The following is a 22176-nucleotide window of genomic DNA, read 5'->3' as shown; positions in this document are numbered from 1 at the left end:
CGCGGTCGTAGCTACCACGGCTCCGGGACGGCAGAGCGAAACACCTCCCAACCCGGCTGGCGAATGACATAATCCCTGCGCAACGAGCAACGGTTCGTCACGCCCCAACGATCTCTTGGAGGACATGGTGAAGTACGAGTGGTGGCATGAGGCCGTCGTCTACCAGATCTATCCCCGCAGCTTCATGGACTCGGACGGGGACGGGATCGGTGACCTGGCCGGTATCGCCTCCGAGCTGGACTACCTGTCCGGCACGCTCGGCGTGGACGCCATATGGATCTCGCCCTTCTACCCGTCCCCGATGGCCGACTTCGGATACGACGTGGCCGACTACACCGATGTGGACCCCATGTTCGGCACGCTCGCCGACTTCGACGCTCTCGTGGAGGGCGCCCACGAGCGGGATCTCAGGGTCATCATCGACTGGGTACCCAACCATTCCTCGTCCCGACACCCGTGGTTCGTGGAGTCCCGCTCCTCCCGTGACAATCCCAAGCGCGACTGGTACGTGTGGAAGGATCCGGCCCCCGACGGCTCGGAGCCGAACAACTGGATCTCGGTGTTTAGCGGACCGGCCTGGACCTTCGACGAGCACACCGGCCAGTACTACCTGCACAGCTTCCTTGCCGAACAGCCCGACATCAACTGGCGCAACGACGAGACCCGGGCGGCCATGCTCGACACGCTGCGCTTCTGGCTGCGCCGGGGGGTGGACGGGTTCCGCCTCGACGCCTGCCACTTCGCGATGAAGGACCCCTTGTACAGGTCCAACCCAATGCTGGACGTCCCGAGGCACGGCTACAAGAACCTGGGCGAGTACGACTCGTTCGAGCACATCCACGATCGGGGCCACCCCGACATCCACGGTCTGTTCCGGGAGGTCCGGGCGATACTCGATGAGTTCTCCGCCGACCGGCCACGATTCTCGGTCGGGGAGATCCACCTTGAGGGCGAGGAGTGGGCCTCCTACTACGGCAACGGGGACGAGCTCCACATGCCCTACTACTTCGGGATGCTCCACGGCGACTGGACCGCCGCCTGGGCACGGGACGTGGTCGAGACCCAGGAACGAGTGCTGCCGCCGGGCGCCTGGCCCAACCACGTCCTGGGAAACCACGACGAGATTCGGATCGCCACCCGGTACGGGGAGCGCCGGGCGCGCCTGGCCACCCTGATGCTGCTCACCCTGCGGGGAACTCCGACCATCTACTACGGGGATGAGTTGGGCATGGCGCAGGCCGAGATCCCGCCGGACCGCCAGCAGGACCCATGGGGCCGTCGCCAACCCGGCCTGGGACGGGACGGGTGCCGCACCCCCATGCAGTGGACCATCGGGGAGCATGCCGGCTTCACGACCGGCCGGCCGTGGCTGGCGACCGTCGACCCCGACAGGACCAGGAATGTCGAGGCTCAACTGCGCGACCCGGACTCCATGCTCAGCCTCACCCGCCGCCTCATCGAGGTGCGGAAGGGTTCCCGCGCGCTCCGAACGGGTCCGTACGAAGCCATCGAGGGCCTGCCGGAGACGGTGTTCGCCTACCTCCGCCGCGCCGGCGGGGAAACGGTGCATGTCTACCTCAACTTCGGTGACGAACCGGTCCGGGTTCCTGCCGAGGGAACCCTGCTGGTGGCCACCCAATCGGCTGGGAGCGGTCCGGTCGACGGCGTCCTGATGCTGGATGGCCTGGACGGAGCGGTGCTGGGTTCGTGAGCCGGCGGTTCCCCGACGGTTTCCTGTGGGGTGCCGCCACGGCCTCCTACCAGATCGAGGGAGCGGCATTCGAGGGCGGCAGGTCGGAGAGTGTGTGGGACCGTTTCTGCCGGATTCCCGGCCGCATCCTCAACGGCGACACGGGCGACGTGGCCTGCGATCACTACCACCGATGGCGCGACGACATCCGGATCATGCAGGACCTGGGACTGTCGGCCTATCGCTTCTCGGTGGCGTGGCCCCGAGTGGTGCCCCAGGGCAGAGGTCCCGTCAACCAGACCGGCCTGGACTTCTACGACCGGCTGGTGGACGGGCTGCTGGAAGCGGGCATAGAGCCTTTCCTCACCCTGTTCCACTGGGATCTCCCGCAGTGCCTCGAGGACGAAGGGGGGTGGAGAGTGCGGGGGACGGCGCATGCGTTCGCTGACTACGCGGCCGCAGTGGAGTCCCGGCTGGGGGATCGGGTCCGTCACTGGCTGACCCTCAACGAGCCCTGGGTGGTGGCTCACCTCGGTCACCGGACCGGTCAGCACGCCCCCGGCCTGGTCAACTCAGGCAAGGAACTCGACGTGATCCATCACCAGCTCCTCGGGCATGGGCTGGCGGTGCAGGCATTGCGCGCCGGGAATGCGGGTTCGGAGATCGGTATCGCCCTCAACCTCGAACCCAAGATGGCGCGCTCCGACCATCCGCTGGACCTGGATGCGGCAGCCCTGGAGGAGGGCTTGATGAACCGGTGGTTCCTGGACCCCCTCGCCAGCCGCGGATATCCGGACGACCTCCTCGCCGTATCAGGCTGGCCTGCGTCGGTGGTCGCCGAGGGTGACCTGGACGTGATCGCCGAGCCTTTGGACGCAATGGGACTCAACTACTACCGCATCGAGGTGGTCGGACATCCGGGGCTGGCCGACTGCGACCGGCCGCCACCGCTACGCCACCCGCCGCCCGAAGTAACCGAGATGGGCTGGCCGGTGACCCCTACCGGTCTGGGACAGATGCTCCGGATGCTGGCCGGCTACGGGTACGAAGCCATCTACATAACCGAAAACGGGGCTGCCTTCCCGGACACCACCCGGGATGGCGGGATGGTCCAGGACGAGGATCGCCGCTCCTACCTCGAGCGACACCTGGCCGAAGCCGCGGGCGCCATCGGTGATGGTGTACCGCTGCGGGGCTACTTCGCATGGACGTTGATGGACAACTTCGAGTGGGGCCTCGGGTACTCCCGCCGCTTCGGCCTGGTCCATGTCGATCACGCCACCCAGCGACGAACCCCCAAGGCCTCGGCCCACTGGTACCGGGACGTCATCGCCCGCAACGCACTCTGACCCGGCGCCTCCTCCCGTACACCAAACCCCCTCCGGATGGACCTAACTCCGCGTGGCGGGGGAGGGCAAGGACCGGATGGCGGTTGTCACGGTCCGGTATGCCCTTGCCAGGAACGATGCCATCTGCTGGCGGGTGGTGCAGGCGTCAGGGGAGAAGGTCGTCAGCGAGGTGCCTTCCGTAAGGCCGAGCCCGTAGATACGGCCGATGTCGCCGCTAGGCCCGGTCGCCGTCCCGTCCAGGTCCGTGAAAGGCGTCGCAGCCATGGGAGCGAGACTGCCCGTGACCACGGCGTAGAACCTGGCGAGGAGGGTTGCCATCCGGCCGCGCGCCACGCAGGCATCGGGAGAGAAGGTCGTGACGGGCTCGCCGGCGATGACGCCGAGCCCGTAAATGCGGCGTATGTTGTCCCGGTGGGCGATCGAAGCGTCCCCGAGGTCCGTGAACGGTGTCTCAACCGGGGGAGTGTCCTCGCCCTCCACGGCCTTGAACAGCCGGGCCAGGAAGGAAGCCGCCTGCGGCAAGGACACAGGCCTCGCCGGAGAGAACGTGGCTTCCGAGGTGCCTACCGTCATGCCGAGCCCGTAGATGCGGCGGATGTTGTCCCGGTGGGCGTCGGAAGCGTCGCCGAGGTCCGTGAACGGTGTCTCGACCACCGGAGCCTCGCCGCCCGGAGCCGGTCTCCCCGCTGTGGCGCTCCTCCCGAGTTGCAGCCCGATGATCACCGGATCATGGTCCGACGATCGGAAGGCGCCGGCCTCGTAGAGCGGCAGCGCCGCCGACTCCCGCTGGTACGACCGCTCCCCCGCGTCAAGGACATCGTCGTTGTAATCGAACAGCGGCGGCTCGTCGGCGTTGATGTACCACCCGGCCGCCCCGGTGACCTGGCGGAGCAGCGACGGGCTGGCCAGCGCGTGGTCCAGGTATCCGAGCTGGCCGTCGAACAGGTACCCGTAGGCGTCGACGCCCTCGAACCGCCTGATCAGGTCCGTGTAGCCGGCTACCTCCAGAGCCCTGATCGGGTCCTCCCGGGCGTAGGCGTTCAGATCGCCGATGATCAGGATGTCGGGATCTCCGCTGGACGTCGGGTCGGTGGCCAGGTACCGGGCGAGGGCGGCGGAGGCCGACGTGCGGGTGCTGCTGCAGTTGCCCTGACCGTCGCGAAGATCCGGGTCGCCCAGGTCGTCACAACTCGATCCCTTCGACTTGAGGTGGTTGACGGCGACCGTGAAGCGCTCGCCCGTCGACGCCTCCTCGAACGTCTGGATCAGACCGGGCCGGTTCTTGGTGTCGAGGAATGCCGCATCGACCGATGAGTCGATGACGGTGTGGCGACCGACCGGCTTCACCGTCCCCGGCTGGTAGACCAGCCCGACCTTTATCACATCGCTTCCGATGGTCCCGGTGTCCACGTAGGCGTACCTGCCGGCTCCCGCCGCGGCGTTGAGGCCGGCGACCAGGTCGGCGAGCGAGGCCGAGTCGTCGTTCTCGATCTCCACCACCCCCAAGACGTGGGCATCGATTGCGGACATCGCCGCGACGATCTTGTCCCGCTGGCGGCCCAACTCCGCCACCGAGTCGGCGCCCCGGCAGCCGAGCCCGCCGTCCGGTCCGCATCGCGGCGTCCCGTCATCGATCGTGGCGAAGTAGTTCAGAACGTTGAATCCGGCAACCCGGAGGCGGCCGCCCACCTCGGCGGGAACCGTGGGCCGCGGGTTGTCTGCGGCGAAGGTGTAGTCGAACCGCTCGGGTACGGGCTGGATCCGCCATGCGTCGACCGCCCAGTGCATCACACCGGTCAGGCCTCGGATGGAGTCGCCGCCGCGGAAGCGGTTGGTGTTGCTCAGGCCGGCGCCGGGATACGGGTAGGCCTCATCCTCCCCCTGCGGTGGGAAGATGGCCTCGTTCTGGTCGCCGTTGCCGTCGTCGAGGATGATCCGCCTGGTGGCCAGGTCGTCCAGGAACGCGGCGTATCCCGTGTCGCTCGGCAGGTGCCGATGGGTGAACTGGTACGGCCGGGACCCTTCGGTGAGTACCAGTTCGCCGTAGCGGGCCAGCCAGTAATACTCGCTGACCACAAGCTTGCCGGGGAACGTGACGAGCATGCCTTCGACGTTCTCGAATGTTCCCTCCGCCCGGGTACTGCCACGGGCGGGCAGCGACACCGCCGTGGCCGTCGGGAGATCGTTCCCCGACGATCGGACCGTCACACCGCCGGAGGCCGCGTTGATCTGGCTCGCGCCGCCGAACTCTCCGGCCAGTCCCTCGACCCTGACCCTGTCGCCCACGGCCAGGCCGACCGGGCACGCGGCCGAGCAGTAGACGAAGATGCCCTCGGATGTCGCCGGGTCGCCGTCGCGGTCGGCGTCCTCCTCTTGGAGGAAGAAGCCGCTCAGCTGGTCATCGTCCTCGAACAGGGAGGTGACGACGGCCTCGACCGCGACCGGCCCTGCAAGCGCAACGGTCGCTCCGCTCCCCTGTACATCGGAGATACGCACCAACTCGGCGGCCTCGCTCGATCCGGCTGCCTGGACCGGCCCCGTTGCAGCTGCGACGAGCCAGGCAGTGAGCAGGACCAGGCTGGTCCGAAGACTGGAGGAACGGTGGATCAATCAGACCTCCCCGAGGTGGGCCATGGCGATCATCCTGAGCGTATCGCCCGCCCGGACGGTTCCGACAGTCATCTCCCCCAGGAGGGATCAGCGAGCTGTTGCGGATTCCTCCCCCGTTCCGGATCGCCACATCCGGCATGGGACTGCCGACGGGCTGCCATGGTTTCTTCCTATCCTTTCGTTCCGCAAGACTCGGTGCTGCCGTAAGGTCTCGATGAAGAGGTCTCTTCCACCATGGAGAACGATCAGCCTAATGTCCACGAGCCGGCGGTTGAATCCCGCACCGGAGCCGGGAACACAGCGATGAGCCCTCCCATCCGGTATGGCGTGATCGGTACCGGGATGATGGGACTCGAACACATCGCGAACATCCGCGCCCTGCCCGGCGCGGTCGTAACGGCAGTCGCGGATCCGTACCTTCCCTCCCGGCAAGCGGCCCGTGAGGCATTGCCGGACCGGGAATTGGCGGTCTTCGACGACCACCGCGCCCTCATCGATTCCGGGCTGTGCGATGCAGTGGTGGTGGCGACCCCCAACATGACCCATGTCGATCTACTGCGAGACCTGATGCAGACCGGCTTGCATCTGCTGGTCGAGAAGCCGCTCTGCACACGGATCGAGGACTGCCGCTGGGTGGTGGAGACCCAGCGGGGGCGGGACCAGGTTCTCTGGGTCGGGATGGAGTACCGCTACATGCCGGCCATCGCCCGGCTGATCGCAGAAGTCCGGAGGGGCACGGTGGGCGACCTGGAGATGCTCGCCATCCGGGAGCACCGCTTCCCGTTCCTGCCCAAGGTGAACGACTGGAACAGGTTCAACGCCAACTCCGGAGGAACACTGGTGGAGAAGTGCTGCCACCACTTCGATCTGATGAACCACATCATCGGGAACCCGCCGGTCCGGGTCTACGCCTCGGGAAGCCAGGCGGTCAACCATCTGGACGAGCGCTACCGCGGGCACCGGCCCGACATCCTCGACAACGCCTACGTGATCGTGGACTACCGGGACGGGCAGCGGGCCATGCTCGACCTGTGCATGTTCGCCGAAGGCGGCGAGAACCAGGAGGAGCTGGTCGCCGTCGGGGACCGGGGCAAGGTGGAGGCCCGCCTACCCTCCGGCCGGGTGCTCACCGGTCTTCGGGACGGGGAGTGGTTCTCGCCGACGGTCGAGACCGCCACCGACAGCCGGATCGCCCACACCGGCGGCCACCACGGAGCGTCGTACCTGGAGCACCTGGAGTTCATCAGCGCCATCCGCAACGGCACTCCACCCCAGGTCAGCGCCTACGACGGATACCTGGCAGTAGCCATGGGCGTAGCCGCCCAGCGCTCGATAGAGGAGCACCGCCCCGTGGAGATGACCGAGGTGCTGGCGCCGCAGGCCCGCAGCCTGTAGGGGACCAGACCGTCATGCCACAGTCATGCAAGAATCATGACATGGCGAATCTACAGGTCAAGAACGTCCCCGACACCCTTCACGAGCGGCTGCGCTTCTACGCAAGGGAGAACCGTTGCACCATCAGCGCGGCTGTGCTCGCCGCCGTGGAGCGCGAGCTGACGATCTGGGAGTGGCGAGAGCACATGGCCCGGCGCCCCGCGACCGACATCGGTGTGGACGCAGCCACACTGATCGCGGAGGAACGGTTGCGCCGCGACAGAGAGCTCATGTCCCGGTACCAGAGCGATGACCTGCCCGGAGAGGAACGACCGGGCCTGGGTATGGACGGTGTCGCCACCGGATGACAGGTTATGTCATCGATGCCTCGGTCGCCTTCGAGTACCTGCTGAAAACGCCACTCGGTAGGACGGTCGCGAGCACGATCGATAGGGCTTTCCTGGTAGCACCCGAGTTGATGGATGCCGAGGCGCTATCGGTGTTGCGCAAGACGGTCATGCAAGGGGATCTTGGAGAGGAGCGGGCGCGCATGCTCGTGGACGACCTCATCCGCTGGCCGGTAGCCCGCGTTCGCCACCGGAACTGGCGCAGCGGGCCTGGTATCACTATCAGAACGTTGCCGCTTACGACGCCCTCTATGTTGCCTGCGCCCGTCTCTACAGCCTTCCCATCCTCACCATGGATAGCCGGTCGGTCAGTGCGTCGGGCCTCGGTGTCGTGATGCACGACATTCGAATGGCCTGACCCGGTTAACGGTCGGATGGCCGGGCAAACCCCGAGAGCCGTCTAGCCCTTTACGGAGCCGGCGAGGATGCCGGTGACGAAGAAACGCTGGAGGGCGAAGAACACGATGATCGGCAACAGCGTCGATAGGAACGCTCCGGCGGTCAGGAGGTGCTCGGCCTGGCCGAATTCACCGGCCAGGGCGGCGATCCGCGCCGTGGCCGGGAAGTTCTGCCCGGCGCCGCCGAGCATGGTGACCGCGATCAGGTAGTCGTTGTAGGTCCACAGGAACTGGAAGATGGCGAAGGCCGCCAGCACCGGGACCGACAGCGGGATGACCAGCCGCCAGAAGATCTTGAAGTGGTCGGCGCCGTCGATGACCGCCGACTCGAAGATGTCCTTGGGCAACCCGCTGATGTAGTTGTGCAGGAGGAAGATGGCGAACGGCAGCGCGAAGCCGGTGTGGGTGAGCCAGACCGATACGTGTCTTCCGGCCAGGTCAAGGTCGGGGAACAGGGTCAGGGTCTTGTCGAGGAGCGGGATGGTCAGATGTCCTCCGCCGCTGTAGAGCTGGAGCAGCGGGATCAGCGACATCTGGGCCGGGATGGCCAGCAGCGACACGGTGGCGATGAACAGCCACTCCCTCCCCTTGAAGTCGATCCAGGCGTATGCGTATGCGGCGAAGGCGGCGAAGGCGATCGGTATCACGGTGGCGGGCAGGGCTATGGCCAGCGAGTTGAGCAGGGCCCGCCACAGGCCACCCTGGGCGCCTGCGGCGAGTATGTCGGAGTAGTTGCTGAGGGTCAGGGTCTCCGACCAGTTCTCGACGACCACCGCCCACCACCCGCTGGACCGCTGGGCATTGCGGGTCCGGAAGGAGTTGACCAGCAGTCCCAGCGAAGGAATGGTCCACAGCACGACCAGGATCCACAACACCCCGGTGGGGATAGACCTCAGAAAGCCGTACGTGCGCTTGCCGAGGCCCGGGCCGCTCGATCTGCTCAGGGTGGTCATCAGCTCGCCGCCTTCTGCATCCGCCGTATGTTCACGAAGAGGATCGGCAGCACGGCGATGAACAGCACCACGGCCAGCGCCGACCCGAGCCCGAAGTTCAACTCGGTGAAGGCGCGTTGCCACATCTCGTTGGCGATCACCTGGGTTCCGAAGTTCCCATTGGTCATCACCTTCACGATGTCGAAAACCTTCATGACCAGCACGATCAGGGTGGTGATCACCACCCCGATGGTCGGAGCGATCTGGGGAATGATCACCCGCCAGAAGGCCTGAGCCTCGGAGGCGCCGTCCACCCGGGCCGCCTCGATCAGATCGGACGGAACGGCCTTTATGGCCGCGGAGAAGATCACCATCGTGAAGCCGGTCTGGATCCAGATCAGCACCAGCATCAGCCACACGTTGTTGAAGGGCGCCTGCTGGGCGAACTGGATGGTTGAGGCCACCACATCGCCGTTGTCCCGGACCTCGAAACCGCCCACCCCGCGCCACAGCGCGTAGGCGAACCAGACCAGGGGCAAGGCGCAGACGGCGGCGCCGGCCCCGACTCCTCGCTCCCCCACCCGCCAGGCCCGGACCGCCAAGCGTACGAGGAGGGCCGCCAGAGCCAGGCTCAAGATCACTGCGATCCAGAAACCCGGACCGCGGGACAGGCTCAGGTTGCCCAGGCCCACCCAGAACGTGTTGATCACTCCCGTTTGCGGCTTCGACACGTCCCGCGCCAGGTACATGAAGCGCCAGATCACCCCGGCGCCCACGAACGAGATCGCCATGGGCATGAAGATCAACGACTTGGCGATCGACTCCCCCTTGGACCGATCGGCCAGGACGGCGATGGCAAGACCTGCCGTCGTCGAGATCACGGTGACGGTGACCACCCACCAAAGGTTGTTGAATATCGTCCCCCGGAGGGCGGCGAAGACCGCGAACAGCGCCAGCAGAGCACCCAGCGCAGCGATGCCGCCCGATCCCGGCGCGAAGCTGATCCGGTAGCCGCTCTGGCGGCCCAGCATGACCGAGACGCCCAAGCCGATCAGCAGCAGAACCGCACCAACCCAGAACAGCTTGCTGCCGAAGATACCGGCCCAGCCGTCCACGTTGAAGATGTTGGGGCTCCCGAACACGTCTCGGTAGTTGACGAACCCGACGTATTCCTGGCCCCTAGGGTCATGGAACGAGAGGAACAGGGTGCGGAGGGTGGGGAGGATCAGGGTCGATGCGATGAACCCCAGTGCCGGCACCAGGAAGATGTAGGCCCGGGCAGACCCCTCGATCCGGCCCCGGGCGTTATGGTCGGGAATGGGTTTGAGTCCCGCCAGCGTGCCGATCCCCAAGCCGACGCCGATGGCGGCCAGGTATGCGTCCATCTTCGTTCCCACGCCGAGGTCGGGCACCAGCCAGGCCCCCACCGCGAAGCCGAGGGTCGCCCCCAGGATCCCGACCGGAGCGCGGATGCTCTCCGGCCCCGGAGAAGCCATACCACCAGACCCGCCCCGGCACCGACCAGGGTGAGGATCGCCAGCAGGTCATACCGCAGGCCGGGCAGAACGGGCCACAGCTCGAAAGTACCCCGCTCCAACTCGAAGACGAGGATGACAGCCCGCATTCCCGAGGCGGCCAGGGCGCCGAGGGCAGCACCGGCGGCGGCGCCGATCGCGAGGCGTTCCAGGGGACGCTCGACAGTGCCGAGCAGGTAGCCGGCCACCGCGCCGAGCGCGGTGGCTGCCACCGTTCGGAGCACCGGATCGTCGATGACCCGGTTGCCCCACAGCATGGCGAACCCGGTGAAGCTGACCGCCGCTCCCACGAGGGTGGTGAACACGGCCCAGCGCTCGGGTGCCAGGTCGAAGAGCTTGTTGGCGGCGATGAAGATCAGCCCGCTGGCCAGGATCGAGACCACCACCCCCGCGGCGGTGGTCTCCAGCTTGTCGACCGAGGTGATCCCCCACCAGGTGAGGGCACCGAGCGCGACGCCGACCACGACGGCGATGATCCGCCTGGTCCGGGATCGCCGGCCCGTTCGGTCGATCCACAGCCCGGCCCCGCCGGCCATGCCGAGGGCCATCAGGAGGTTGACGGCAACATTCATGACGCCTACCACCCGCCGGCCTCCTCCCTACCGGACGCCGGCCCGCTAACCGGGCTTGGTAACTGTCTCCTCGTTATGACGGGGCCGTCCTCTCCTCCCGCATCAGATTAAGCGACTGTGGGCGCCCGCAACGTGACGGGCGCCCATCAAAAGTCGTCTCAGAGACTTATGGCCACGAGGACTCGATGGCCGCGGTGGCCTCCTCCACCGTCTTGTCGCCGTTCACCGCGCTGGTCGCCTCGGACCAGAAGGTCCCGGCGCCCACAGCGGCGGGCATCAGGTCGGAACCGTCGAAACGAACCACCTCAGCCGTGAACAGGATGTCCAGGAAGGACTGCTCGAGGGGCTGGTAGAGGGCCAGGTCGGCGTTCAGGTTGGGCGACAGGAAGCCGCTCAGCACCGCTCCGCCGCCCTTGGACAGGTTCTGGAACCGTTGCCGGTTGTCCGCGTACTCGGGGCTGGCGTAGTACTCCATCACGGCCCAGACCTCAGGGGCATCCCTGAAGGCGGCCACCAGCGTACCGGCGCCGAGCACCGGGCGGTCACCGCTCACCGACGGGAAGTAGAAGACGTCCACACCGTCGGGACCGAACCCCGTGCCGTCCGGGAAGAAGGCAGAGAAGAAGGAGGCCTGGCGATGCATCATGCAGTCGCCCTCCACGAGCGGCCGTCCGTTATCACCGAAGAAGGTAGAGGCGATGGTTCCACCCTCCGCGTACACAGCGCCCGGGGTGTTCCACAGGGCGAGGATCTCGGTCCAGATGGCGTTCATCTCAGGAGTGTCGAACGGGATGCTGTGAGCCACCCACTCGTCGTAGAAGTCGGCCCCCTGGTAACGGAGGGTCAGGTCCTCCACCCAGTCCGTGAAGGCCCACCCGGTGGCGCCACCGGACTCGATGCCTACGCACCACGGCACATTGCCGTCATCGATCATCTGCTGGCTGAGGGCCTTCAGATCGTCCCAGGTACCGGGGACTTCGTACCCGTTGGCCGCGAAGTCGGCGGGCCGGTACCAAACCAGTGACTTGAGGTCCGCCTTGGTCGGGATGGCGTACTGGACACCGTCGACGTTGCCGAACGCGTTCCATGCCGCGCCGATGTTGGCATCCATGGTGGCGATCACATCGTCGGGGATCGGCAGGAGCCAACCCTCACGGGCGAAGTCGGCGATCTTGCCCGGCTGCGGGAACACCGCGATGTCGGGCGGGTTACCACCGGCCGCCTGGGCGTTGATCAGATCGGAGAAGCTGCGCTCCCCGGTGTACTGGATAGTCATGCCGTTCTGTGCGGCGAAGATGTCCAGTGCCGCCTGGTGCGAACCAGCCTCGGCATCGGAACTCTCCGGCCCGAATACCGTGACCGTCGTCCCGGCGAGCGGGTTGACCATCTCGACCTCGACCGTCTCCGTAACGACCTCCGTCTCCGTAACGACCTCGGTCTCGGTAACGACCTCCGTAACCACCGAAGTCACCACTTCCGTCTCGGTCACGATCGAGGTCACGACCACCGTCTCCGGTGTTACTTGTTCCGACTCGCCACCGCAGGCGCCTGCCACCAGTGCTAGTACACCGATGAGCGCCAAGAGCCGGGCCACCTTCCCTTTCATGGTTTCCTCCTCTGAATCTTGCGTCGGCTAGGTGCAGGAAAGGGCTGAACGATGCGAACTCTCCCTGCGTAGCAGGCGTACCCTACCCGGATCGGCAGTCACGCCCGAAAGCAACATTCGCGGGCGCAACAACCACGGGTCGGCTAGCGCGACAGGATGGAATGGTAGGCCTGCGGGGATGCCTATGGGCTGGTGAACGAGCCTTTTGTTGCCCGCGAGACAGCGGAGTGCGGCGGGATCGGTTGGCATGCGCCGTCGATATAATCCGGCGGACCGATCCGATCGCACGCCCCCGATCCGCGCCGCGCCGCGGACGCCGGCGGAGACCCCTGTCAAGACCGACCTCACGATGGCGGACGCGCCTGGACCCCTACCGAGTCAGGAGAACGTAGAGATGATGGAGAACCTCGAAGGAGCGCCGCTCGACTACAAGGTCCGCGACCTCGGCCTAGCGGAGCAGGGGCGGCGTGAGATCGAGCTCGCCGAGCACGAGATGCCCGGGCTGATGGCGCTCCGGGAGCGGTACGGGGCCACCAAACCCTTGGCCGGCGCCCGCATCTCCGGCTCTCTCCACATGACCGTCCAGACCGCGGTGCTGATCGAGACCCTGGCCGAGTTGGGCGCCGAGGTTCGCTGGGCATCCTGCAACATCTTCTCCACCCAGGACCAGGCGGCCGCCGCGGTGGTGGTCGGCCGGCCCGAGACGGGCGGGACCCCCGAAGACCCGCGCGGTATCCCGGTTTTCGCCTGGAAGGGCGAGACCCTCGACGAGTACTGGTGGTGCACGGATCGCATGCTGGCCTGGGCCGGTTCCGACGGCCCGTCGCTGATCGTGGACGACGGCGGGGACGCCACCCTGCTGGTCCACAAGGGCGCCGAATACGGTCGCCTGGGCGCCGTGCCGTCCTTCGATCCCGACGGCGAGTCCGAGGAGTGGGGAGTGATCCTCGACCTGCTCCGCGCCCGGATCGCGGACGATCCCGAATACTTCATCCGGATGGCGGAGTCGGTCCGTGGCGTCAGCGAGGAGACCACCACCGGCGTCCACCGTCTCCACGAGATGCAGACCATGGGCCAGCTGCTCTTCCCGGCCATGAACGTCAACGACTCCGTCACCAAGTCCAAGTTCGACAACGTGTACGGATGCCGCCACAGCCTGATCGACGGCCTGAACCGCGCCACCGATGTCATGCTCGGAGGCAAGCTGGCGCTGGTGGCCGGCTACGGCGAGGTGGGCAAGGGATGCGCAGAGGCCCTCCGGGGCCAGGGTTGCCGGGTGGTCATCGCCGAGATCGACCCCATCTGCGCCCTGCAGGCGGCGATGGACGGATTCGAGGTCAACACCATCGAGAACGTGGTGGAGACCGCCGACATCTTCATCACCGCCACCGGCAACCGCGACGTGATCGGCCTGGAGCACATGTCCCGGATGAAAAACAAGGCCATCGTGGGCAACATCGGCCACTTCGACAACGAGATCGACATGGCGGCTCTGAAGTCGGCCGAGGGGGTGGTGCGCCGCAACATCAAGCCCCAGTACGACGAGTACGTGTTTCCGGACGGCCACGGGGTGCTGATCCTGGCCGAGGGCAGGCTCCTGAACCTGGGCTGCGCTACCGGACATCCGAGCTTCGTGATGTCCACGTCGTTCGCCAACCAGGTGCTGGCCCAGCTCGACCTGCATGAGAACGCCGACGAGTACGAGGCAGAGGTTCTTCGCCTGCCCAAGTACCTGGATGAGGAGGTGGCCCGGCTCCATCTCGACCATCTGGGGGCGGAGCTGACGGAACTGACCAAGGACCAGGCCGACTACATCGGCGTTCCGGTGGACGGACCCTTCAAGCGGGACGACTACAAGTACTAGTTGCGGCCGTAACCGGCGCCGATTTCCGGAGTAGCTTGCATAATCATGCATCGGCGTGCATACTCGTACGTATGAGCACGGAGGCGCGCCGGAGAGCGGTGCGGAGCATCCTGTCCGAACAGGCTGTCTCCAGCCAGGCCGACCTGGCCCGGCTCCTGGCGGAGCAGGGGTTCCAGGTCACCCAGGCCACGGTCTCTCGCGACCTCTGGGCGGTCGGCGCGGTCAAGGCGAGAACGGCGGATGGTTCGCTCCGGTACTTCTGGGAACCGGGATCCGACCCCGGCGATTCCCGCGATGCCCTGGCGATGACCCTGTCCAACTACGTGACATCGGTCCGGTCGAGCGGGAACCTGGTGGTGATCAAGACCCCTCCGGGAGCGGCCCATGTGGTGGCAGCAGCCATTGACGACGCCGGCATCGGCGGGATCCTGGGTACCGTGGCCGGAGACGACACGATGCTGGTGGTAGCCGGGGAAGAGACCGGCGGGCCGGCGATTGCGAAACTGATAGAAGAGCTAGGAGCGAGCGGATGAACCGGGTGGTGCTGGCGTACTCGGGAGGGCTGGACACATCGGTCATCCTGAAGTGGCTGATCGAGGAGCGGGGCTACGAGGTCGTCTGCTACACGGCGGACGTCGGCCAGGGCGAGGAGGTCGAGGAAGCGGTCGCCAAGGCGCACGCGACCGGCGCGGTCGAAGCCGTGGCCGAGGACCTGCGCGAGGAGTTCGTGGAGGGCTACGTGTGGCCGGCTATCCGGGCCAACGCCGTCTACGAGAACTACTACCTGCTGGGCACCTCCCTGGCCCGCCCGGTGATCGCCAAGGGGCTGGTCCGGGCGGCCGAGAAGTACGGGGCGCAGGCCATCTCCCATGGCGCTACCGGCAAGGGCAACGACCAGGTGCGCTTCGAACTGTCCGCCTACGCGCTGAATCCCGACATCCGGGTGGTGGCCCCGTGGCGGGAGTGGTCGATGCGGGGCCGCGCCGATCTGGTGGCCTATGCCGACAAGCACGACATCCCGATCCCGGTGACACCCGAGAAGCCCTATTCGACCGATGCCAACCTGCTCCATATCTCGTACGAGGGCGGTGTGCTGGAGGATCCCTGGGTTGCGCCCCCGGCCGGCATTTTCCAGATGACCTGCGATCCCGAGGCGGCGCCCGACCAGGCCGAGGACGTGGTCATCACCTTCGCGCGGGGCACGCCCGTGGCGGTGGACGGGGTACGGATGACCCCGGCCGAGCTGCTGGGGCACTGCAACCGCATCGCCGGCGCCCATGGGATCGGCCGGGTCGACCTGGTCGAGAATCGCTTCGTGGGCATGAAGAACCGCGGCGTGTACGAGACCCCGGGCGGCACCCTGCTCCACCACGCTCACCGGGCCGTGGAGTCGATCACCCTCGACAGGGAGCTGGCTCACCTGCGGGACGAGCTGATGCCGCGCTACGCCGAGATGGTCTACAACGGCTTCTGGTTCTCCCCCGAGCGGGAGGCTCTCCAGCGGTTCATGGACGGCATCCAGACGGATGTCACCGGAGAGGCCCGCCTCCGGCTGTACAAGGGCAATGCCACCGTGCTGGGCCGGAGGTCCGACTCCCACACCCTGTACGACCAGGAGACGGTCACCTTCGAGGAGGGTGGGACGTACGATCAGGCCGACGCCACCGGCTTCATCAGGCTCAACGCCCTCCGGCTCCGCCTGCAAGCCGGCCGCGGCCCCGGCGTCGCCCCATGACCACTCAGATGTGGGGGGGACGCTTCTCCGAGGGTCCTGACCGGATCCTATGGGACTTCACCGTGGACCACTCCGACCGGCGCCTGCTCGCGGACGACCTCACCGGTTCCCTCGCCCATGTCGCCATGCTCGGCGAGGCCGGGCTGCTGAGCGATGAGGAAGCCGGCACGCTCGCCGGGGGCCTGCAGGAGATCGCTACCGAAGCGAAGCAGGGCACCTTCCGGTTCCTGGACAGTGACGAGGATGTCCACTCGGCGGTGGAACGGCGGCTGGGTGAGCTGGTGGGCGAGGTAGCCGGGAAGCTCCACACCGGGCGGTCCCGGAACGACCAGGTTGCGCTGGACCTCCGTCTCTACCTGCTCCGCTCCGGCCGGGCCCGGATCACCGCCCTCCGTGAGTTCTGCCTGACGATGCTCGAGGCCGCCGAGGAGGCCGGGGAGACGGTGGTGGCGGGCTACACACACCTCCAGCAAGCCCAGGCCGTCCCGCTCGCCCACCATCTGCTGGCGTACGTGTCGACCGCGTTGAGGGACATCGAACGGTTCGAGGATTTGGCCGGTCGTATGGACCTCTCCCCCCTGGGCGCCGGTGCGCTAGGAGGGAGCAGCCTCCCGCTCGACGCAGACCGTTCAGCCGAGTTGCTGGGAATGTCAGGGCGTTTCGTGAACTCGATGGATGCGGTGGCGGCCCGGGACCACGTGTCCGAATACGCCTTCGCCTGCACCCAGGCGCTGGTACACCTGTCCCGGCTGGCCACCGAATGCGTGCTCTGGACTACCACCGAGTTCGGTTGGGCGACCTTCGGCGACGCGCTGACCACCGGCTCCTCGGCCATGCCTCACAAGAAGAACCCCGACATAGCCGAGCTGACCCGCGGCCGGGCGGCCACGGCCATCGGGCACCTGACGGGCCTGATGGCCCTCCAGAAGGGCCTGCCGATGACCTACAACCGCGACCTCCAGGAGGACAAGGCGGCCCTGTTCGCGGTGGACGACGCCCTGGCAGGGGCGCTGGAGGCGATGACGGCCCTGATCGGCAGCGCCGAGTTCCACCCGCCCCCTCCTGACCCGGCAGTGACCGCTCTCGACCTGGCCGAGGCCCTGGTCGAGCGGGGAGTCCCCTTCCGCGAAGCCCACCGGGCGGTGGGCGCCCTGCTGGTGGAGCTGGCGGCAGGGGGCAAAACCCTCCCCGAGGCGACCATCGCCGACCTGGTGAAGATCGACCCCCGTTTCGAACCCGCCGACCTGTCCCTCACCGACCCGGCCGGGTCGGTTCGCAGGCGCCGATCGACCGGGGGCGCCGGCTTCGCCTCGGTACGGGAGCAGCTCCGGATCCTCAAACACCACCTGGGCTGACCGGCGCCGAGTTCCGCGCCTACGCGCTGAGGGTTGCGTATAGTTCGCTCACGTCCATCCCCACACCTGGAGGAGACAGTGGCCGAGCAGCCCGTAACCGTCACCGTCCGGCCCGACGGTCCCTACATCGTCTCCGGTTCGGCGCCGTTGCGGGTCAGGAGCGCCGTCATGTCGGAACACGGCGAACCGCTCACCTGGCGTAGCGAGGAGGTGAGCGAACAGAAGCCGGTCTACGCGTTGTGCAGGTGCGGGGAATCGTCCCGCAAACCGTACTGCGACGGAACGCACGGCAAGGTGGGCTTCGACGGTACCGAGGCGGCACCGACCGATTCGTTCCGGGAGCGCTGCGCGGAACTGGGCGGGACCGGTATCGAGGTATCTGATGACCGCAGCATCTGCGTGCATGCCGGGTTCTGCGGCAACCGCGTGTCCAACATCTGGAGGATGACCCCGGAGACCGATGACAGCGTGGTCCGGGCCCAGGTGATGGCCATGGTCGAGCGGTGTCCTTCGGGCGCGCTCACCTACTCGGTCGAAGACGAGGAGATCGAACCGGCCCTGCCTGTCGAGATCTCCGTCATCGCCGACGGTCCGCTGTGGCTGACCGGTGGGATCCGGGTCGAGCGATCGGACGGCGAGCCCTTCGAGGTGAGGAACCGGGTCACGCTGTGCCGCTGCGGGCACTCCGCCCGGAAACCGCTCTGCGACGGCTCCCACAAGGAGGCCGGGTTCACCGGCTGACCCCCGGGCGCTCCGACCGGAGGAGTCATGAAGCTCGAGAAACATACCCGCCGGGTTTTCGATCTCGACATGGCATACGTGGACGTGGGGTCGGGCGACCCGATCCTGTTCCTGCACGGGAACCCGACCTCCTCCTTTCTCTGGCGCGGGATCATCCCTCATGTGGTGAGCCTGGGTCGCTGCATCGCCCCAGACCTGATCGGGATGGGCGACTCGGCCAAGCTGCCCGGCTCCGGTCCCGACGCCTACCGCTTCGTCCAGCACCGTCGCTATCTCGACGAGCTACTACGCCTGCTCGGGGTGGACGAGAGGGTGACGCTGGTGCTTCACGACTGGGGCGCGGCGCTCGGCTTCGACTGGGCGGTCCGCCATCCCCACTCGGTGGCCGGCCTGGCCTACATGGAGGCCATCGTCACCACTTTGACCTGGGGGGACTGGCCGGAGGTCGCCAGGGGAGCCTTCCGGGGAATGCGCTCGGAAACCGGCGAGGAGATGGTGCTGCGGAAGAACTTCTTCGTCGAACGGATCCTGCCGGCTTCCATCATGCGCGACCTGACCGAGGACGAGATGGACGAGTACCGGCGGCCCTTCCTCCGGCCCGGGGAGGACCGCCGGCCCACCCTTACCTGGCCCCGGCAGATTCCCATCGAGGGCCGGCCGGCTGACGTGCAGGCCATCGTAGAGAGCTACTCGTTGCGGCTGGCGGGCTGGGAGGTGCCGAAGCTGTTCGTGAACGCCGACCCGGGCTCCATCCTGGTGGGCCGCCCCCGGGAGGTGTGCCGGTCCTGGCCCAACCAGACCGAGGTCACGGTGCCGGGAATCCACTTCGTCCAGGAGGACTCTCCGGACCCTATCGGAGAGGCCCTGGCCGGCTGGCTTGCGGCACGGGCCACCGACGATCCGGTGCGCCACCGGTAGTCTCCACCGCATGGACAACCCCTCCCTCCACGCTGAGCGCCGGGAACACCTCGCCGCACTTGTCGGTGACGGGATCGCCCTCCTACCCGCAGGCGTCGAGACCCCCCGCAACAACGACGTGGAGCACCCGTTCCGCCAGGACTCGGCCTTCCACTACCTCACCGGGTTCGACGAGCCGGACGCCGTCATGCTGCTCGACCCGCAGGCGGCGGACGAGCAGTACGTCCTGTTCGTCCGTCCCCGTGACCGGGAGAAGGAGATCTGGACCGGCCTGCGGACCGGAACGGATGGCGCGAAGGAACGCTACGGCGCCGACGCCTCCTACCCGATCGGGGAGTTCGACATCCTTCTCCGGCAGAGGTTGGTGGGGCGCCGCACGGTGTTCCTACCGTTCGGGAACCCCGGCTTCCATCGCCGGATCCTGCAGCTGGTGAGGGGGGCGGCGGGGCTGGGCGTACGCTACGGCCGGCTCGTCCCGACCGAGTTCCGGGACATCGGCCTCCTGGTCGGGGAGATGCGGCTCGTCAAGACCCCCCAGGAGATCGACCTGCTCCGCGCCGCCTGCGAGATCACCGCCGAGGCCCACGCGGAGGCCATGCGCTTCGCCCGCCCCGGCCGGTACGAGTACCAGGTCCAGGCCGCTCTGGAGTACGTGTTCAGGATGCGCGGGGCGCGCCGCGACGGCTACCCGTCCATCGTGGCATCGGGCGCCAACGCCTGCATCCTCCATTACACGGAGAACGACCGGCTGATCGCCGACGGCGACCTGGTGCTGATCGACGCGGGCGCCGAGTACGGCTACTACTCGTCCGACATCACCCGCACCTTCCCGGCCGGCGGGCGGTTCACGGCGCCCCAGCGGGCGCTGTACGACCTGGTGCTGGAGGCCCAGCGCGGCGCTCTGGCGCTCGCTCGACCCGGCGGCAGCCTGAAGGAACAGCAAGATGTAGCGAGCCGTATCCTGGCCGAAGGCCTGGTCGAGATCGGGCTGCTGCCGGGGCCGGCCAGGGATGCGATGCGCATGCACCACTACCGGGAGTTCTTCATGCATGGCACCGGCCACTGGCTGGGCATCGATGTCCACGACGCCGGCGCCTACCGGATCGAGGGCGCTCCCCGGCCTCTGGAGCCCGGCATGGCGTTCACGGTGGAGCCGGGCATCTACGTCGATCCCGACCGGGAGACCATCCAGCTGGCGATGCTGGAGTTCGACATCGACGAACGCATGGAACGGCGCATGCTCCTCGGCCCGGCCAAGGCCAGGGAAATCGAGAAGAAGGAGCGCGAGGCCGCGCCGAAGGTAGTACACCCCGTCCCCGAGGAGTTCCGGGGCATCGGTATCCGCATCGAGGACGACGTCCTGGTCACCGGTTCCGGCCACGAGATCCTGACCGGCGGCGTGCCTACCGACCCGGACCTCGTCGAGGATCTGTGCGCCGAGGCGCCGCTACTGCCGTTCCTGGAACCCCTCCGGCCGGCGGCCACGGGCGGCTGACAGGCATGTTCGACTGGCTCCTGACCTCCGGCACGGTCATCGACGGCACCGGCAGTCCGGGCGTCCGGGCCGATGTCGGCCTCGGCGGTGGGCGGATCGCGGCAGTGGGGTCGCTGGCAGGCCGCGAGGCTCGGCGAACCGTCGACGTGGCGGGCTCGGTCGTCTGCCCGGGATTCATCGACGTCCACTCCCACTCCGAGTTCTCGCTACTCAGAGGCGACGCCATCGAAGCCCGGCTGCGGCAGGGGATCACCACCGACCTGCTGTCGCCCGACGGGTTCGCCTACACGCCGGCTTCGCCTTCCCGCCTGCCGGAGCTGCTCGCCTATCTGGAGGTATTCAACGGACCGCCCGACGAGGCCTGGGAGTGGTCGGATCCCGAGCAGTACCTAGGCCTGTTCGACGGTCGATCGGCCATCAACGTGGTGCCCCAGGCGGGCTTCCTGGCGATCCGGGCCGATGTGGTGGGATGGGACCCCCGCCCTGCCACGCCGGCCGAGATCGGGCGCATGCAGGAACTCACCCGCCAGGGAATGGAAACGGGCGCGTCCGGGATCCAGGTGGGCCTCGACTACTTCCCGGCCGGGCATGCCGGCACGGACGAGTTGATCGCGGTGGCCCGGGTGGTGGCCGAATACGGCGGGGTCTACTCGTCACACGTACGGGGGATACGGGGCGACGTGGCCGCCGGGGTGAATGAGGCCCTGGAAGTGGGCCGGGAGGCCGGAGTGGCTGTCCACATCTCCCACCTGTTCGGTTCAGGGGAGTTGTACCAGCTGCTGACGGACGCCAGGGAGGGCGGAGTCGATGTGACCTTCGACGCCTATCCCTACATGGCGGCCAGCTCCCACCTGGCCTTCTGCCTACCCGGGTGGTTCGACGACGGGCCTCCCGAGCATCTCATCTCGAAGCTGGGGGACCCGGCGGTCCGGGCCGCCGCGGCGCAGCACATCGAAGAGTTCTTCCGCAGCTTCGTGCCGGATCCCGGGACCGCCTACTTCTCCGCATTGCCCGCCGGCCCCTACGAGCATCTCCAGGGACGCCCCCTCACCGACGCGATCGGGCAGGTCGGTCCCACCCTCGCGGAGGTGGTCTGCACCCTGCTGGCCGAGTGCCGGCTGCGGGTGCTGATGATCTACCGGTGGGACGACGAGGCCAAGCTCCGGCGGGCCATGACCCACCCGCTGGGGATGGTGGGCTCCGACGGTCTCTTCCGGGGAACCCACCCCCACCCCAGAGGCTTCGGCGCCCACGCTCGGATGCTGGCGTACCTGGTGCGGGATCGCGGATGGCTGGAGCTACCGGATGCCATCCGGAGGATGACCTCCATGCCCGCCGACCGGTACGGGCTGGCCGATCGAGGGGTGATCCGCCCCGGCGCGGCGGCCGATGTGATCGTGTTCGACCCGGACCGCATCCAGGACCGGGCCACCTTCGACAACGGCCGGGCAACCGCCGAGGGTGTCAGCTATGTCTTCGTCAACGGCGAGGCCGCCATCGAGTCCGGCCGGTTGTCCCAAACGTCCGCGGGACGGGTTCTACGCGTCGCCAACCGCTGAACGGAACCGGTGTGGACGGACTCGCGACCACTCCTC

General features: G+C 67.5%; 17 protein-coding genes. 12 read left to right on the top strand and 5 right to left on the bottom strand.

All coding sequences use genetic code 11. From position 1 onward, the window contains the following. The first annotated feature begins 124 nt into the window (after nt 1–124). Complete coding sequence (locus ACOQPD_RS08080; RefSeq protein ID WP_420611446.1) at nt 125–1711, top strand: alpha-amylase family glycosyl hydrolase; 1587 nt, start codon at nt 125–127, stop codon at nt 1709–1711. Beyond that, entirely contained in the window at nt 1708–3039 is a 1332-nt protein-coding gene (locus tag ACOQPD_RS08075; RefSeq protein ID WP_420611445.1) for a GH1 family beta-glucosidase, read from the top strand. Before ACOQPD_RS08080 ends, ACOQPD_RS08075 begins: the two co-directional genes overlap by 4 nt. Before the next feature lie 42 nt (nt 3040–3081). Here ACOQPD_RS08075 and ACOQPD_RS08070 read toward each other — a convergent pair whose 3' ends face one another. Then, nucleotides 3082–5649: an ExeM/NucH family extracellular endonuclease gene (locus ACOQPD_RS08070; RefSeq protein ID WP_420611444.1), complete on the bottom strand. Its 2568-nt coding sequence runs from the start codon at nt 5647–5649 to the stop codon at nt 3082–3084. Between the two features lie 303 nt (nt 5650–5952). Here ACOQPD_RS08070 and ACOQPD_RS08065 point away from each other — a divergent pair, with 303 nt between their 5' ends. Continuing rightward, on the top strand, nt 5953–7044 hold the full coding sequence (locus tag ACOQPD_RS08065) for a Gfo/Idh/MocA family protein (RefSeq protein WP_420611443.1): 1092 nt from the start codon (nt 5953–5955) through the stop codon (nt 7042–7044). Nucleotides 7045–7085: 41 nt separating this feature from the next. Beyond that, nucleotides 7086–7391 carry a hypothetical protein gene (locus ACOQPD_RS08060; RefSeq protein WP_420611442.1) on the top strand — a complete coding sequence of 102 codons (306 nt, stop codon included), beginning with the start codon at nt 7086–7088 and terminating at the stop codon, nt 7389–7391. A 439-nt stretch (nt 7392–7830) separates the two neighbouring features. Here the strand turns inward: ACOQPD_RS08060 and ACOQPD_RS08055 are convergent, their stop codons facing one another. From ACOQPD_RS08055 to ACOQPD_RS08040, 4 genes are all read right to left on the bottom strand, one after another. Continuing rightward, the gene (locus ACOQPD_RS08055) at nt 7831–8781 is read right to left on the bottom strand and encodes a carbohydrate ABC transporter permease (protein ID WP_420611441.1); all 951 of its coding nucleotides are present in this window, start codon (nt 8779–8781) and stop codon (nt 7831–7833) included. Further along, complete coding sequence (locus ACOQPD_RS08050) at nt 8781–10019, bottom strand: carbohydrate ABC transporter permease (RefSeq protein ID WP_420614368.1); 1239 nt, start codon at nt 10017–10019, stop codon at nt 8781–8783. Before ACOQPD_RS08050 ends, ACOQPD_RS08055 begins: the two co-directional genes overlap by 1 nt. Next, nucleotides 9986–10879 carry a hypothetical protein gene (locus tag ACOQPD_RS08045; RefSeq protein WP_420611440.1) on the bottom strand — a complete coding sequence of 298 codons (894 nt, stop codon included), beginning with the start codon at nt 10877–10879 and terminating at the stop codon, nt 9986–9988. Before ACOQPD_RS08045 ends, ACOQPD_RS08050 begins: the two co-directional genes overlap by 34 nt. Before the next feature lie 154 nt (nt 10880–11033). After that, nucleotides 11034–12473 carry an ABC transporter substrate-binding protein gene (locus ACOQPD_RS08040; RefSeq protein ID WP_420611439.1) on the bottom strand — a complete coding sequence of 480 codons (1440 nt, stop codon included), beginning with the start codon at nt 12471–12473 and terminating at the stop codon, nt 11034–11036. Nucleotides 12474–12867: 394 nt separating this feature from the next. Between ACOQPD_RS08040 and ahcY the strand changes: the two genes are divergently transcribed. The 8 genes from ahcY (at nt 12868) to ACOQPD_RS08000 (ending at nt 22140) form a co-directional block, all read left to right on the top strand. Next, nucleotides 12868–14337 carry an adenosylhomocysteinase gene (ahcY, locus tag ACOQPD_RS08035; RefSeq protein WP_420611438.1) on the top strand — a complete coding sequence of 490 codons (1470 nt, stop codon included), beginning with the start codon at nt 12868–12870 and terminating at the stop codon, nt 14335–14337. 71 nt (nt 14338–14408) lie between these two features. Next, a complete protein-coding gene (argR, locus tag ACOQPD_RS08030) occupies nt 14409–14870 on the top strand; it encodes an arginine repressor (protein ID WP_420611437.1) in 462 nt (153 codons plus the stop codon). Beyond that, a complete protein-coding gene (locus tag ACOQPD_RS08025) occupies nt 14867–16072 on the top strand; it encodes an argininosuccinate synthase (RefSeq protein WP_420611436.1) in 1206 nt (401 codons plus the stop codon). Before argR ends, ACOQPD_RS08025 begins: the two co-directional genes overlap by 4 nt. Then, a complete protein-coding gene (argH, locus tag ACOQPD_RS08020) occupies nt 16069–17427 on the top strand; it encodes an argininosuccinate lyase (protein WP_420611435.1) in 1359 nt (452 codons plus the stop codon). The genes ACOQPD_RS08025 and argH overlap by 4 nt, the downstream gene beginning before the upstream one ends. A gap of 78 nt (nt 17428–17505) precedes the next feature. Continuing rightward, a complete protein-coding gene (locus ACOQPD_RS08015; RefSeq protein WP_420611434.1) occupies nt 17506–18168 on the top strand; it encodes a CDGSH iron-sulfur domain-containing protein in 663 nt (220 codons plus the stop codon). 27 nt (nt 18169–18195) lie between these two features. Beyond that, nucleotides 18196–19086 (top strand): haloalkane dehalogenase, encoded by an 891-nt coding sequence (locus ACOQPD_RS08010; protein WP_420611433.1) that lies wholly within the window; start codon nt 18196–18198, stop codon nt 19084–19086. Between the two features lie 10 nt (nt 19087–19096). Then, the gene (locus tag ACOQPD_RS08005) at nt 19097–20581 is read left to right on the top strand and encodes an aminopeptidase P N-terminal domain-containing protein (RefSeq protein ID WP_420611432.1); all 1485 of its coding nucleotides are present in this window, start codon (nt 19097–19099) and stop codon (nt 20579–20581) included. A gap of 5 nt (nt 20582–20586) precedes the next feature. After that, on the top strand, nt 20587–22140 hold the full coding sequence (locus ACOQPD_RS08000) for an N-acyl-D-amino-acid deacylase family protein (RefSeq protein ID WP_420611431.1): 1554 nt from the start codon (nt 20587–20589) through the stop codon (nt 22138–22140). The last annotated feature ends 36 nt before the right edge of the window (nt 22141–22176 follow it).

Origin of the sequence: Candidatus Spongiisocius sp., assembly GCF_965221825.1 — a bacterium.
GTDB lineage: Bacteria > Actinomycetota > Acidimicrobiia > Spongiisociales > Spongiisociaceae > Spongiisocius.
The sequence above is the reverse complement of the archived record's forward strand: the minus strand, read 5'-3'. Positions and strand labels throughout refer to the sequence as shown.